Source organism: Cohnella sp. (assembly GCF_041641335.1).
Classification (GTDB): Bacteria; Bacillota; Bacilli; order Paenibacillales; family Paenibacillaceae; genus Cohnella.
In genome coordinates, this window is the sequence record NZ_JBEPYQ010000001.1 from 131,002 (window position 1) to 145,088 (window position 14,087).

Consider the following 14,087-nt stretch of genomic DNA (forward strand, 5'->3'; position numbering starts at 1 on the left):
CATGCGTGACATTCAATATTCGACGGTGATCGCCGAGGACGAGGATCTGATCCGCAGCGGCCTGATCCGCAAAATCGAGCAAAGCCGGCAAAGCTTCGCGGTCATCGGAGAAGCCACGCACGGCGAGGAAGCGTTGGAGCTTGTCAGACGGATGCAGCCCCAGCTGCTCATCACGGATATTCGCATGCCTGTGATGGACGGGCTGAAGCTGATCGAAGAGGTGCATAAATATTATCCGCGCACCGCGGTCATTATCACCAGCGGGTACGCCGATTTCGAATATGCCCGGCAGGCGATGAAGTTCAACGTCAAGCACTATCTGCTGAAGCCGGTCAAGCAGCAGGACCTCGCGGACGTATTGGACGACGTTCGGGCGCAGCTGTCGAAGGAGCCCCTCGTCGAAGCCAACGATATCGAGAAAACGGTACAGCGCGTCCAGCAGTATCTGCGGGATCATTTTCACGAGGAGATCAGTCTGGAGCAGCTCGCGAAGCAGTTCAACTTCTCCTCCGCGTATTTAAGCAAGATTTTCCTTAAGCACGCCGGCGAAGCGCCTTCGAAATACATCGCCACGCTGCGGATCAACGAAGCGAAGCGCCTGCTCAAGCAGCGCAAGGACTTGCCGGTTAAGACGGTCGGCGAGCAGGTCGGCTATGCCGATCCGTTTTATTTCAGCCGCATCTTCAAGCAGGCGACCGGCATGACTCCCCGCGAATATCAGAAATGAAGGCGGCTTGGGGCTATGGCCGCTGACGTCTTGGACTGCGTCTGGCGTCATGAGTAGCCTCAAGGCATTTTCTTGGCCTCGGCACCGTGTCATGAGTAGCCTCAAGGCACTTTCTTGACCTTGGCACCGCGTCATGAGTAGCCTCAAGGCACTTTCTTGGCCTTGGCACCGCGTCATGAGTAGCATCAAGGCACTTTCTTGGCCTTGGCACCCCGTCATGAGTAGCATCAAGGCACTTTCTTGGCCTTGGCACCCCGTCATGAGTAGCATCAAGGCACTTTCTTGGCCTTAGCCCCGCAGTCTCGGTTCCGCCTAAGGTCTACCTAATCGCCAGGATCGGGGGATGACAAATTTTGACCTTAACCTGACAAAATTGGGGGCGGTTGGGGGGAGTAAGCGCGCCGAGCGCGCTTACTGCACATGCGGACAGGCAGTCCTGAGGGACTGCCTGTCCGTTATTCCCTATTTGCCCCGGCCGGAACCTTTCAACTCGTGAAAAAGCTGAAGCTTCGCGTACAGATCCTCCAGAATAAACCGGGAGTCGACGCTTGTGTACACCCGAATCGGCCTGCGCGTCCCGGAATGGGCGTAGCTCATATCCTCTCCGATTTCCGGCGCGGGCCGAAGCTCGTAATCGAAGTTCTGATCGTCGATCAGCAGGGATACCGCCGGCGAATCGCCCATATTCCACGACTCCCCGGGAGGCCAGCGCAGCGAATGAATCGGCAGCACGTTGAATTCCTCCAGCTGCCGGAACAGATACTCGCCGATTCCCCCCCACGGGCGCACCTTGACGGCAAGCTCCGCGAGCGAGACGCGCGGCATTTTGTAGACGTCCCTCGGAACCTGCCAGAGAGGGATGTCGGACCCGAACACGAGGTCCGCCGCGGCGATGTCGTTGCCCAGATTGAACTCCTCGCCCCCGTGCGGATAAGCGCCTGCGCCGATCCAGACGGCGGTCAGCCTTCCGGCGATTTCGGGCTTGGCCTTGTAGGCTGCCGCGAGGTCGGTAATCGCGCCGAGGAAGATCGCGAACAGCGGCTCCTGCGCGTCGTCGCGCATCGCTTCGTCGATGATGAATTGCGCGCCTTCGCTAACGGCCGGCTCATGGGGGTCGAACCTTCCCACAGAGCCCCGGTAAACCGGATAATCCCCGCTCATGTCCATCAGCTCGAGAATCCGCTTAATTTCGTCGAAGGACTGCTCCATCGACTTGTCCGTGCGATGCGTACCGAAATGCGTTGCAACGAAACCGCGAATGTCCAGCTTCGGCGTCAGCAGCGCCTGCACGATTGCATACTGGTCGTCCGCCTCGTTCGCCGCATCGGTGTTGACGATGACGCGCACGCGTTTGTTCGCAGGAACCCGATAAGGAAAATGTTCGAAAATGGCGTTCACCTTCAGCTCCCCTCCCCTATTGCCGGCTATTTTCAAGGACAAGGACGCACTCGAACAGGTACTCGCCCGAGCCGACTTCGAACGCGGCGGCGCCTGCCGTACGGTCGGCCAGCTTCCAGCCTTGCGCGGATGCCGCTTCTTCGACGGGCTGGCCGTCTACGCGGACACCGCCGCCCGGAACGACCACCGTCGCCGTCGTATTCGCCGGAATACGCACGGCAAGCCGGAAGCTTCCGTCGGGCGAACGTTTCCACTCCGTTGTCACAAGGCCGTGCAGCGACTCGTATTCCGCCTTCGCCTCCTTAATCGCGCCTCCTGGCTGCGGACGAATGATCGCATGGCGGAAGCCTGGTCTTGCAGGATCGGCTTCGATGCCCCCCATATAGCGGAACATCCATTCGCCGACGGAGCCAAGCGAGTAGTGGTTAAACGAGTTCATCGACGGCGTCTGGAAGCCGTTATGCTCGGTCCAGCCGTCCCAGCGCTCCCAGATCGTCGTGGCCCCGTGCTTGATCGAATACATCCAGGACGGGAAAGCCTCCTGCGTAAGAAGCGTATAAGCGACGTCGAGCCGTCCGCTGTCGGTCAGCGCGGGAAGCAAGTACCCGACGCCGAGGAAGCCGGTCGACAGCCGGTCGCCCCGTTCGCGGATGTTGGCCGTGAGATGGGCGATTGCCTTGTCGCGAAGCTCGCCTTCCAGAAGACCGAACTGCAAAGCCAGCACGTAGACGGTTTGCGTCTCACCGTGAATGCGTCCCTCTTCGTCGACGAAGGCGCGGCGGAATGCGGCAGCGATATCGGCGAACAGCTTCCCGTAGCGGGATTCGTCGTCTGCGTTGCCCAGTACTCCGGCAATGCGCGACAGCAGCTTCGTACTATAGGCGAAGTAAGCGGTCGCCAGCACCTCGTTCGGCGTATCGGCGTCGATCGACAGCCAGTCGCCGTAGTTGGCGTAGTTCGGGCGGACCAGTCCGTCCGTGTTGGCCTTCAAATATTCGACCCAGCGCGTCATCGCGTCGTAATGGGTTTCCAGAATGCGGGTATCCCCATACATCAGGTACAGCGTCCACGGAATGACGACGCCCGCGTCTCCCCAGCCCGCATTATCCGGCGCGAACCAGTTGAGCCGGGTATTCCACATTTTGTGACGAATCCATCCGGCGTCCGGAGCCACGTCTGTGAAAGCGCCCGACGGCTGCTGCGCGTCGATCATGTCCCACGTGAATTTGGTGAAGAAACGAGATACGTCCATGTTGTAGGAAGCCGTTCGGGCAAAAATCTGGGCATCCCCGGTCCAGCCGAGACGCTCGTCCCGCTGCGGGCAATCCGTCGGAACGGACAGGAAGTTGCCCCGCTGTCCCCACACGATATTCGAATACAGCTTGTTGACCCTCTCGTCGTCCGTCTCCAGCCGTCCATTGCGCGGCGTGTCGGAATGAACGACCTTGCCGACGATCGTATCGAGATCCGCCTCGCCGGGATAACCGATCAGCTCGACATAGCGGAACCCATGGAACGTAAAGCGCGGCTCGTAGCTTTCCAGGCCTTCGCCCTTCAATATATAATGATCCTGCTGTACGGCGACCCTTAGGTTATCCAAATACAGCGAGCCGTCGGGGTTGAGCATTTCGGCATGGCTCAGCGTAATCTTCCGTCCCCGCGCCCCCCGAACCTTCACTTCCGTCCAGCCGACCATATTTTGTCCCATATCGTAAATGTAGGTTCCCGCTTCCGTGCGGCGCACGGAAATCGGCCTCATCGTCTGGGTGATGCGCACCGGAGGCTCAAGCGAGGCGGTCAGCAGACCGTTGTAGCCCGGACGGACATCCGGCTGCTCCCAGCCCGAATCGTCGTAGCCGGGCCGATCCCAGCCGTCCAGCTCCAGCCGCGCGTCATACGCTTCGCCCTTGATCATGTCGGAATACAGAAGCGGCCCGCGGGTCGTGCGCCAGGACGAATCCGTCGCGACGATGCGCTTGGAGCCGTCGGCCAACTCAATATGAAGCTGCAGCAGGAAAAAAGGCCGCTCCCCGTAAACCTTGCTGCCCAGGAAGCCGACGGTTCCGCAGTACCAACCGTCTCCGAGCACGGCTCCGACAGCGTTATCCCCTTCAGTCAGAAGCTGCGTCACGTCATAGGTTTGCACCTGCACCCGCTTGTCGTAATCGGTAAAGCCCGGCGCGAACAGATCGCCGACCTTCTCGCCGTTTACCCGAAGCTCGTACAGCCCCAACGCCGTGGCGTAGACGGTCGCTCTCGCCACTCGGCCGTCGACGGCGAACGACTTGCGCACGAACGGAGACGGCTGCATGCCCACGTTAGGCTCCGTTTTGCGGCCGATCCACCCTGCCTTCCATTCGCCGCGGTCGAGCAGCCCCATCGTCCAGAACGCCGCCTCGCTCCATGCCGACGGCAGGCCCTGCCCGTCCCAAACCTGAACCTTCCAATAATAACGTCCTTCGGAGACAAGCGGATTTCCTTCGTAAACGATATGAACGGACCGGTCCGATTCCACCTTGCCGGAATCCCATCGATCTCCCTCATCGCGATCCAGCGCTTCCTTTGAGGAAGCCACCAGTACGCGGTACGCGCTCTGCGAAGCTCCCCGCTCCTCCGACTCCAGACGCCAGAAGAGCCTCGGCTTCTTCTCGTCTAGTCCAAGCGGATTTTCGACGTATTCCGTTTTTAATTGGACGACGCGCAACGACATCGGTGATTCCTCCACCTCTTCTGTATGATTTGATGACGGACCGCATTCGGTCCTCAGAACGCGATCTGCCGCAGCCCCAGCCTGCCCGACAGAACATCAGTCTGCCCGCGAAGCTTGCTCGGCCGCAAGCACGGCCGTCACCGCCGCTTGCCAACCCCGGCTCAGACGCTCGCGCGTCTCTGGGTCCATGCTCGGCGAATAGCTTTTATTTTGGCGATAAAACGAAAACAACTCGTTCCGGTCCCACCATTCGAGAGCCAGCCCTCCCAGGTAGGCGGAACCGAGCGCGGACAGTTCGGCCGCATCGGAGCGAACGACTTCCGCATCCAACAGGTCTGCCTGGAAACGCATCAGCAGTTCGTTGGCGGTAGCCCCTCCGTCGACGCGCAGCTCGCGCAGCGGCAAACCGGTCTCCGCCGACAGCAGGCGCACCGCGTCCGCTACCTGATAGGCGATGCTCTCGAGCGCGGCGCGCAGCAGATGGCGGCGGTCCGACGAACGGTTGAGGCCAATAATCGCCGCTCGGGCTCGGGCGTTCCAATGCGGAGCGCCGAGACCGACGAAAGCCGGTACCAGGTAGACTCCTCCCGTATCGCCGACTTCCTCTGCGGCCGCTTCCAACTCGGAGTAATCCCGGAACAAGCCGAGCTCGTTGCGCACCCAATTCAGACAGTCTCCGGTCGAGCGAATTACGCCCTCCAGCGCATACTCCACCCGGCCGCCGATTCCCCAGGCCACTGCCGTCACCAGCCCGTGTCCCGCCTTGATCGGATCGTCTCCGGTATGCATCAGCACGGACGTTCCAGTGCCGTAAGTCCCTTTGGCCATGCCCGGCCGCGTGCACTGCTGGCCGAACAGCGCGGCCTGCGAATCTCCGATGACGCCGACGATCGGCTTCGGAGACGGAAACAGCTCCGGCTCGGCCGTCATGCCGTATGCGGCGTCGCTGTCCCTCACTTCCGGCAGCAGCGACAGCGGAATGCCGAAGGCGTCCGCAAGCTCTTCATCCCATCTCAGCGTATGGATGTTGAACAGCTGCGTCCGGCTCGCGTTCGTGTAATCGGTTGCATGTACTTGACCGCCTGTCAGCTTCCAGAGCAGCCAGCTGTCGACCGTACCTGCGGCCAGTCGCTCGATCGGAATGCCGGTCGCCGCATGCTCCAGCAGCCAGCTCCATTTTCCTGCCGAGAAATAAGGGTCCAGCGTCAGGCCGGTTTTCGCCGCGACCTGCGACTCCAGCCCTCCCCGCTTCATTCGCTCGCACCAATCGGAGGACCGCCGGCACTGCCAGACGATCGCATTGGCGATCGGCAAGCCGGTCTCGCGGTCCCAGATCAGCGCCGTCTCGCGCTGATTCGTAATCGTCAGCGCCGCGACGGCGTCCGGGCCAATGCCGGCGTTCTCCATGACTCCGCGAATGGCTCCTTTAACGTTATCATACAGTTCAAGCGGATCGTGTTCCACCCAGCCGTCCCGCGGATAGATTTGCCGATGCGCGAGCGAGCAGCGATGCCGGATGCGTCCTTCCCGGTCGGTCAGCACCGCTTTCGTGCCGGCCGTGCTCTGATCTACGGTAAGCAGATAGCTCATCGCGCCTTCACGCTCGTCAATCGCTCGGCAAGCTCCTTGACGTTCTCCGCGGACAGGCCGTAATGGCGAAACACCTCGGCCGTTTTGCCGGCGATCGCGGGCTCGTCGGGAATGCCGAGAATCTTGAGCGGAACCGGACAATGCTGGGACGTCACTTCGGCGACCGCGGCGCCGAGTCCGCCGTATACGCTGTGCTCCTCGAGCGTGATGATCGCGCCCGTCTCTTCGGCGGCGGCGATGATCGCTTCGGTGTCCAGGGGCTTGATCGTATGCATGTTCAGCACCCGTGCCTGAATGCCGCTTTGCTCCAGCAGCTTAGCGGCATCCAGAGCAATGCGCACCGTTTCTCCCGCGGCGATCAGCGTCAGATCGCCGCCGTCCTTCAGGCGAACGGCTTTGCCGAGCACGAACTCGCGATCGTCGTCCTCCTCGTATACGTCCTCGACAGGATTCCGTCCGATGCGCACGTATACGCCGCCTTCATATTCGGCGATGGCGCGGGTCATCTTCTTCGTCTCATGGCGATCCGCCGGAAGCACGACGGCCAGACCGGGAATCGCCCGCGTTACGGCAATATCCTGAACCGAGTGATGCGACATGCCGAGCGCTCCGTACGAGATGCCGCCGCTAATGCCGATCAGCTTGACGTTCGTATTCGAGTAAGCGACGTCCACCTTGATCTGCTCGATGCTCCGCATGCTCAGGAAACAGGCCGGCGAAGTCACGAACGGCGTTTTGCCGCTGTGCGCCAAGCCCGCCGCGATGCCGACGATGTTTTGCTCCGCGATGCCCGTCTCCACGAATTGCTCGGGAAACCGCTTCGCGAACGGCGCCATTGCCGCCGAGCCCCGCGAGTCGCTTGCCAGCACCATGATGTCACGGCTGCTTTCCGCCAGTTCCAGCAGCGTTTCGCACATCGCCTGGCGGTTCGGAATCGTATTAGGCATGAGCCCCGCTCCTTTCCTGTTCATCTGCAAGCGCGGCCAGCTCGGCGTCGATCTCCTCATGCGCCTGCTTCAGCTGCTCGTCGTTGGGAACATGATGGTGCCATTCCGGTTTGTTTTCCGCAAAAGAAACTCCCTTGCCCTTGACGGTGTTGGCCAGCAGCAGCGTTGGCTTTCCAGCTGCCTCCGGCACGGAGCTGAACGCCTTCAGCAGCTCGCCGTAATCGTGGCCGTCCACGGTGACGACATGCCAGCCGAACGCTTCCCATTTTCGGTCCAACGGCTCCAACGCCATAACGTCCTCCGTGCTCCCGCTGATCTGCAACCGATTGCGGTCGATGATGCCGACGAGATTGTCCAGCTTGTAGTGAGCACCCGCCATCGCCGCCTCCCAGACCGAGCCTTCAGCCTGCTCTCCGTCGCCCATCAGGCAATAGACGCGGTACGGATTGCCGTCCCGCTTGGCGGCCAGCGCCATTCCGACAGACACGGCCAGGCCGTGACCGAGCGCTCCCGTATTCATCTCGACGCCGGGCACCTTGTTGTTCGGATGTCCGATCAATCTCGTGCCGAACTGGCTGAACGTGGACAGCTCCTCTTTCGGAAAATAGCCGAGGTCGGCCAAAATGCACCAGAGAGATTCGACGCAGTGCCCTTTGCTCGCCACGAAACGGTCCCGCTCCGGAAGCTTCGGACGATTCGGATCGTGCTTCATTACTTCATAATAAAGGGCGGTCAAAATGTCGGTATTGCTGAGCGAACCTCCGGTGTGCCCGCCTTTCGCCGCATGGATCATCGTCATCAGCTCTTTGCGGATTTGCAGCGATTTGCGCTTCAGTTCCAGTATGCTTGCCATCGTTACACGCTCCCTCTCAGCCAAGCGCGGATTTGATCCTCCGTCGGATCGACCGGGTCCGGCGTAAGGCCGGGAATGTATTGGCAGGCCTCGTAAAGCGCCGGGATGACGTTGGCGTGTATGCCGACGGAATGGTGCACGTACGGGCCTTTCACCAGCTTTTCCTCCCACAGCGGCCAGTCGTTGACCTCCACCCAGACGTAAGAACCGCGCGTATACGGGCCAGTGATGCCTTTCGCCTTGCCGAGGAACAGCTGATACTCGCCGTTGTCGCCGTCGAAGCGGGCGATCGTCATGCTGCCGCCGCGGATTTCTCCTTCGTGGGTACCCGGGGCATGATCGTCGAACAAAAAGTGCTTGCGCATTTTCGGCTTGTTCTCCACGCTGAGCGACACGGGGAAATTGCCGCAGTGGAACAGCAGCTCGCCATTGTCGTTCTCCGGGTGGCGGACCGTAATATCGGCGAAAAAGGTCGGAGCCTCGTTCATCGCGGCCGCCTGCACCATCACCGACGTGATCGCACCGTGGATGTCGGTCTCGCAAGTGACCGGAATTTGCTCGTCGGTCAAAATCGCGTTGGCCAGGCACGGCATAATGCCGATTGCATCCTGCAGAGCGGACCAGCACTGAATCGCGATCGCCGTGCTGCCGGAGTCGACCGCCAGCTTCTTCATCGCGACTTTAAGCGCGGCTACCCTCTTAACGTCGTCGTCCGTCACCTCGGAGATATCCAGCTTGTCGCGAATGTATTGGATCGCTTCCGTCAGCTCGGGACCTCCGGACTTCTCGGCCTTCTTCGCCGCGTTCGTAATATCCACCAGCGTAATCGGGTGCAGCTCGATGCCGAACCGCTCCAGCAGCTCGCCTTCGTTGCACATCATCGTCCAGAAGGAAGTCGGCCGCGGCCCGATCTGCAAAATTCTCAGGCTGCGGAAATGACGCACCACGTTGGCCGCCGCCACGAAATTTTTGAAGCCGCGCTCGAACACGGGGTCGTCCAGCCGGCTGTTCGTCACGTAAGTAAAAGGCGTCCGGAAACGGCGCAGCACCTTGCCCGTCGCGAATAGTCCGCACTGCGTATCGCGAAGGCGCATTCCGTCCTCCAGCGGCGCTTCGTCGCGCGGCCCCCACAGCAGCACCGGCTTGCCGAGCGCCTTGGCGACCCGGGCTACCGTATCTTCCGTCCCGAAGTTGCAGTGCGGGAAAAAGACCGCGTCAACCTTCTCCTTGAGCAGATGCTCCGCGATTGCCTCCGCCCCGATCCGGTCGTCGTACAGCAGCCCTTCCGAATTAAGCCCCTCCAAATCGACGATATCGATGTCCATTCCGAAGGAGTCCATCTTTTCGCGGATCTGCACCTTGTACTTAAAAGCGTCTTCCGCGCTGAACGTGAACCTCCGCGTCGGAGCATACCCCAGCTTCAGCTTTTTCATGTCGCTCTCTCCCTTGTGAAATCGGCTTTTCGGATCTGCCTTTCTCAACGCCCTCATGAGTAAACTAAACTTCACTAAACAAATTCAAGATAACAACTAAATAGTCATTAGAAAGACGATAACCCCACTCACTCACACCCCCATCCTATCACCGTAATATGAGGGAGTCAACTAAAATTTAGTGTTAGTTTAGTCATTTTAACTGGATTATTACGATTGTTTAGTTTAGGTGTTGTACAAAACGGGAAAACAATAGTAAACTAAACTCAACTCAACAGCTTCGACATCTTCAGCTTAATATTCGAAATAGAACGGAGAAATTCCGATGAAAATGGAAGATATCGCGAAAATCGCGCAAGTTTCGAAATCGGCCGTCTCTTTGGCGCTCAGCGGCAAGCCCGGCATCGGCAGCGAGACGAGGGAAAGAATATTGCGCATTGCCCGGGAAATGGGGTACAACGTCAAACCGAGAAACTCGACTGCCTCGTCCGATAAAACCTCCAAATCGATTTTGTTTCTGGTCATCACCAATCTGGGAATCGTACTTGAGGAGTATTACCAGCAGCCTTTTTTCCGCGAATTGATTCATTTCGTCGAAGAACGCTGCCGATCCAAAGGGTATTCCGTTATGTTCTCATCCGTGGATATGGAGCAGTTCGAGCATAACGTTCGTGCCATTGCCGAGGAACATCGCAGCAACGGGGTCATTTTGCTGGGGACCAATCTAGGGAGAGAGCAGATCGCAGCAGCCGCGGATCGTCTCCCGCAGCTCGTGGTTCTGGATACTTGCTACGATACGCTGCCGATTCACTTCGTCGAAATCAACAATGCAATGGGAGCCTACCAGGCGGGAGCGCACTTGTGCGAGCTAGGTCACCGGGACATCGGCTATGTCGCGTCCAACGTGCGGATTCACAACTTCGAGGAGCGCAAATCGGGTTTCCTTGCCGCGCTTCGGGAGAGAGGTCTGGAGGTCGCGCCGAGCCGAACGTTCGCGGTCGCGCCGACGCTGCTTTCTTCGCAAGAATCGATGCGCCAGCAGCTCGAAGCTTGCATTCGGTCGGAAGGCAGGCTGCCTACGGCGCTCTTCTGCGAGTGCGACTATATCGCCATCAGCGCCATGAAGACGCTGGCCGAGCTCGGCTATCGCGTCCCGGAGGACATTTCCGTCATCGGCTTCGACAACATCAACGAGTCCGTCATCGTCACGCCCGAGCTGACGACTATCCATGTCGAGAAGGAAAAGATGGCCCGGCTCGCCGTCGACCTGCTGACGGATCCGGCCGAGCACGGCTCCGACGCCCGGATGAAAATCCGCGTCGACACCCGTTTCGTCGAGCGTCTGTCCACCGCCTCTCCAGCCTCCGTCCTTCGGACCGTTTGAGTTGGAGCGGTGGCTGTTTCCATAAAGCAGGGCATCACGACGATGTGGTATAAAAACAGAAGACACCCAGGGGTGTCCTCATTTATCGGTATCCATATATTGATCGCATTCTCCAAGAACGCTCAAATTGGATGATTAATCAAAGTTCCTGCCTTCTACCTCTAACCTTTACCTGTTTGCCTTTAAAAGCAACGCCGAGCTTTACGATATCCTGAATTCCGCGGGCCCGAAGCTCTGCCTCATATTGCTTTTCTTCAATTTGATGCAGAGCAGCATCAAGAGCTTCATCTAATGACTCTTCTTGCAGCGTATCCGCTTTTTTAAACTCGAGAATAATCCCTTTCCGTCCTTTTCTTCCCTCCCGAGGCACGATCATTACGTCATGTCTTCCGTATCCGCTCTCACGATTAGAGATGACCTCGTACTCCTTATCGAGATAAACCAGAAGCCCCAGAACAAATGCGTGGTAGAAGCTCTCCGAGCGATCGTCGCTCACATCATGATAACTAAACACGTGTAAAACGGTCTCTCTAAGCATCCCGTTAAAAGTGGTAATATCACCGTCCGTCAACGCTTGCAGCAGCTTGGTCGTAGATCCGCCTTTTACCGTATCCGAGAACCAATTAGACAACATCTCCGCGAAAAAATCATACACTTCTTCATTCGGAATCGTCAGCATTCCGAACAATCCGCGAAGCATCCCTTCCTTGTGCCTTTCCAATTCCACGGTCTTTAAATAACCGCTCATGAGCAAGAATGACCAGATAGTGTCCGGCGAACGATCTACTTCTCGGTACACGATTGTATCATCAATGCGAATTGGACCGATTGCCTGTCGTTTTAACAGGTCCGCAACCTGTAGTTGAATCTCTCCGCTGCTCTCGGTCACGAGTTTGCGCACGATTAAATTATCGCTCGTGTTCACCCAGTATGAAACCAGCTTGCGCTGATCCGCATATTGAATAATGGACCATGGATTGTAGATCGTAAGGGGACTTTCTTCCCCGAACCGGTACCCATTATACCACTTCGTGACTTCAGCAACTTGTTCCGTTAATCCGAAATCCTCAAGTATTTCCTGGACCTCAAATTCCGTAAATCCAAAGTATTCCCTGTAGTCATCTTGAATGATTGTGCTTACCTTGAGATTGTTCAGCCCGCTGAAAATGCTTTCTTTTGCAACGCGAAAAATCCCGGTCATAACTCCCTTGCGCAGATGAATGTTATTCTTAAATGCCTCACCCAGCAACAAGCGCAGAAAATTAACCGCCTCATCGTAAAAACCGTGGATATAAGCCTCGTTTAGCAACGTATCGTACTCGTCTACGAGAATAATGACTTTCTGGCCATGGTAGGCATGAAGCAGCCGCGACAGCAGTTCCAGGCTTCCCCCGTACTCCGATTCATCCGCAGTCCTATCAAGGATTCTGGAGATGACATACTTATCGTTGCTGGACAAATTGTTTTTTTCGTACAAGTAAGCATGCCGTTCTATCTCTGTAGCTAGTAATGTGCATAGCCTGGAGTAGTTATTTGGCCATGTATTCATTTTTAGGCTTTTCATCGTCAAAACAATGACCGGATACTTGCCTTGTTCCCGCCGATACCGCTCTCCTTGTTGCCAGATCTTTAGGTCCTGAAAAAGCGTTACGTGACTCTCAACCGATTTCTCGAAAAAATAGCGCAGCATGGATAAATTGAGTGTTTTACCGAACCGTCGGGGGCGCGCAATTAGATTAACCTCGGCTCCATCATCAAGAATGTCCTTGATCATCATAGACTTATCTACGTAGTACAAATTTCTTTCGTGTATGGCTTTAAAATCATCGACTCCGATTGGCATCCGCTTCACTCTGCACACCGCCCCGTTTGTTCATTCATAGTCAGTATAACCCCTAACAAAATCGCGTCTACCAGGTGGCCGCCCGACATTGGATCAATTCCGCCTACAATGCGAACCTGGCCATCCTTAAGGACGTGCTGGGTAATTAGATTATCCCAATTCAACCCGACGGCGAGTGCGTGCGGACTCCAGGCAAGCGTCGATCAGCTTCATATTGGCGACGGCATCCTGAGCCGGATACAGAGGAGCTTCCTCTCCCCAGACGACGCGGGCGAACTGGTCCGATTGCGCTACGTATGCGTCCACGCCGTAAGGGCCTTCCGTGCGTGTCTCCCCGCCGGCCTGCATGACGATCACGTCGTTCTCCTTATTCGGCAGGAACGACGGCTTCAGCACGATCGTGCCTTCCGTGCCGACGATCTCCAGCTCGTTGCGGAACGTCGCCCACATGCCGCAATCGAACGTCAACGCCACTCCGCCCTCGAACTCTACCAGACCGGAGGCCATCATATCCACATCGTCGTGCTCCGGCGAGAACAGCGCGTGAACCGTCGCCGCTTCCGGCTCGGCTCCCGTAATCCAACGGGCCGCGCTGAGCGGATATACGCCGACGTCATACAGACCGCCGCCTCCCCATTCCTTCACCTGTCTAATATCCGTTTTATTCGCGGCTCCATTGTATGTAAATACGCCCCGAATCGCCCTCAGCGCGCCGATCTCCCCGCTCGCGATAATCTCCTTCACCCTGGCGATACGCGGATGGTGCCTGTACATGAAAGCTTCGGCCAGATGCACGCCCGCTTCCTTGCACGCGTCGACCATCTCCTGCGCTTCCGCGGCATTCATCGCAAGAGGCTTCTCACACAGAATATGTTTGCCGGCCTTCGCAGCCGCGATCGTCCACTCCTTGTGAAGATGGTTCGGAAGCGGGATGTACACGGCATCGATCTCCGGGTCGGCCAGCAATGCCTCATAGCTTCCGTAGTGCTTCGGAATGCCGAACTCCTCCGCCTTCGCCCTTGCTTTCTCCTCGTTCCTGCTGGCAATGCCGACGAGCTCCCCCGTCTCCGACGCCAGAATGGCCGGTATGACGGCGCGGTCCGCGATCGCGGCGCAGCCGAGTATTCCCCAACGCAAACGTTTCATTGCCGAATCTCCTCTCATCTCCGATAGTCCCCATCATTATACCATGCCTATCGTCT

Annotated in this window: 10 protein-coding genes; 2 read left to right on the plus strand and 8 right to left on the minus strand. The window is 57.9% G+C overall.

Annotation, left to right across the window (positions count from 1 at the left end; translation table 11 throughout):
* The first annotated feature begins 1 nt into the window (after position 1).
* A complete protein-coding gene (locus tag ACESLM_RS00565) occupies positions 2 to 727 on the plus strand; it encodes a response regulator transcription factor (RefSeq protein ID WP_372628994.1) in 726 nt (241 codons plus the stop codon).
* A 462-nt stretch (positions 728 to 1,189) separates the two neighbouring features.
* Here ACESLM_RS00565 and ACESLM_RS00570 read toward each other — a convergent pair whose 3' ends face one another.
* The 6 genes from ACESLM_RS00570 to ACESLM_RS00595 all read right to left on the minus strand — a co-directional run bounded on the left by ACESLM_RS00570 (position 1,190) and on the right by ACESLM_RS00595 (position 9,658).
* The gene (locus ACESLM_RS00570; protein ID WP_372628996.1) at positions 1,190 to 2,125 is read right to left on the minus strand and encodes a nucleoside hydrolase; all 936 of its coding nucleotides are present in this window, start codon (positions 2,123 to 2,125) and stop codon (positions 1,190 to 1,192) included.
* 16 nt (positions 2,126 to 2,141) lie between these two features.
* Entirely contained in the window at positions 2,142 to 4,835 is a 2,694-nt protein-coding gene (locus ACESLM_RS00575; RefSeq protein WP_372628998.1) for an alpha-L-rhamnosidase, read from the minus strand.
* A 96-nt stretch (positions 4,836 to 4,931) separates the two neighbouring features.
* Positions 4,932 to 6,425 (minus strand): FGGY family carbohydrate kinase, encoded by a 1,494-nt coding sequence (locus ACESLM_RS00580; RefSeq protein WP_372629000.1) that lies wholly within the window; start codon positions 6,423 to 6,425, stop codon positions 4,932 to 4,934.
* Positions 6,422 to 7,372, minus strand: coding sequence for a transketolase family protein (locus ACESLM_RS00585; protein ID WP_372629002.1), 951 nt, complete (start codon positions 7,370 to 7,372; stop codon positions 6,422 to 6,424). The genes ACESLM_RS00580 and ACESLM_RS00585 overlap by 4 nt, the downstream gene beginning before the upstream one ends.
* Complete coding sequence (locus ACESLM_RS00590; protein WP_372629004.1) at positions 7,365 to 8,225, minus strand: transketolase; 861 nt, start codon at positions 8,223 to 8,225, stop codon at positions 7,365 to 7,367. The genes ACESLM_RS00585 and ACESLM_RS00590 overlap by 8 nt, the downstream gene beginning before the upstream one ends.
* Before the next feature lie 2 nt (positions 8,226 to 8,227).
* Positions 8,228 to 9,658, minus strand: coding sequence for an L-fucose/L-arabinose isomerase family protein (locus ACESLM_RS00595; RefSeq protein WP_372629006.1), 1,431 nt, complete (start codon positions 9,656 to 9,658; stop codon positions 8,228 to 8,230).
* 325 nt (positions 9,659 to 9,983) lie between these two features.
* Here ACESLM_RS00595 and ACESLM_RS00600 point away from each other — a divergent pair, with 325 nt between their 5' ends.
* Positions 9,984 to 11,042: a LacI family DNA-binding transcriptional regulator gene (locus tag ACESLM_RS00600; RefSeq protein WP_372629008.1), complete on the plus strand. Its 1,059-nt coding sequence runs from the start codon at positions 9,984 to 9,986 to the stop codon at positions 11,040 to 11,042.
* Between the two features lie 139 nt (positions 11,043 to 11,181).
* Here the strand turns inward: ACESLM_RS00600 and ACESLM_RS00605 are convergent, their stop codons facing one another.
* Positions 11,182 to 12,885, minus strand: a complete 1,704-nt coding sequence (locus tag ACESLM_RS00605; RefSeq protein WP_372629037.1) for an AAA family ATPase — start codon at positions 12,883 to 12,885, stop codon at positions 11,182 to 11,184.
* A gap of 150 nt (positions 12,886 to 13,035) precedes the next feature.
* Complete coding sequence (locus ACESLM_RS00610; RefSeq protein ID WP_372629010.1) at positions 13,036 to 14,031, minus strand: Gfo/Idh/MocA family protein; 996 nt, start codon at positions 14,029 to 14,031, stop codon at positions 13,036 to 13,038.
* Positions 14,032 to 14,087: the final 56 nt, after the last annotated feature.

Excerpts from the sequence above, each read along its gene's own strand:
- ACESLM_RS00565 (WP_372628994.1), top strand. The coding sequence starts at position 2 with ATGCGTGACATTCAATATTCGACGGTGATCGCCGAGGACGAGGATCTG.
- ACESLM_RS00575 (WP_372628998.1), bottom strand. The coding sequence starts at position 4,835 with ATGTCGTTGCGCGTCGTCCAATTAAAAACGGAATACGTCGAAAATCCG.
- ACESLM_RS00580 (WP_372629000.1), bottom strand. The coding sequence starts at position 6,425 with ATGAGCTATCTGCTTACCGTAGATCAGAGCACGGCCGGCACGAAAGCG.
- ACESLM_RS00585 (WP_372629002.1), bottom strand. The coding sequence starts at position 7,372 with ATGCCTAATACGATTCCGAACCGCCAGGCGATGTGCGAAACGCTGCTG.
- ACESLM_RS00590 (WP_372629004.1), bottom strand. The coding sequence starts at position 8,225 with ATGGCAAGCATACTGGAACTGAAGCGCAAATCGCTGCAAATCCGCAAA.
- ACESLM_RS00595 (WP_372629006.1), bottom strand. The coding sequence starts at position 9,658 with ATGAAAAAGCTGAAGCTGGGGTATGCTCCGACGCGGAGGTTCACGTTC.
- ACESLM_RS00600 (WP_372629008.1), top strand. The coding sequence starts at position 9,984 with ATGAAAATGGAAGATATCGCGAAAATCGCGCAAGTTTCGAAATCGGCC.
- ACESLM_RS00605 (WP_372629037.1), bottom strand. The coding sequence starts at position 12,885 with ATGCCAATCGGAGTCGATGATTTTAAAGCCATACACGAAAGAAATTTG.
- ACESLM_RS00610 (WP_372629010.1), bottom strand. The coding sequence starts at position 14,031 with ATGAAACGTTTGCGTTGGGGAATACTCGGCTGCGCCGCGATCGCGGAC.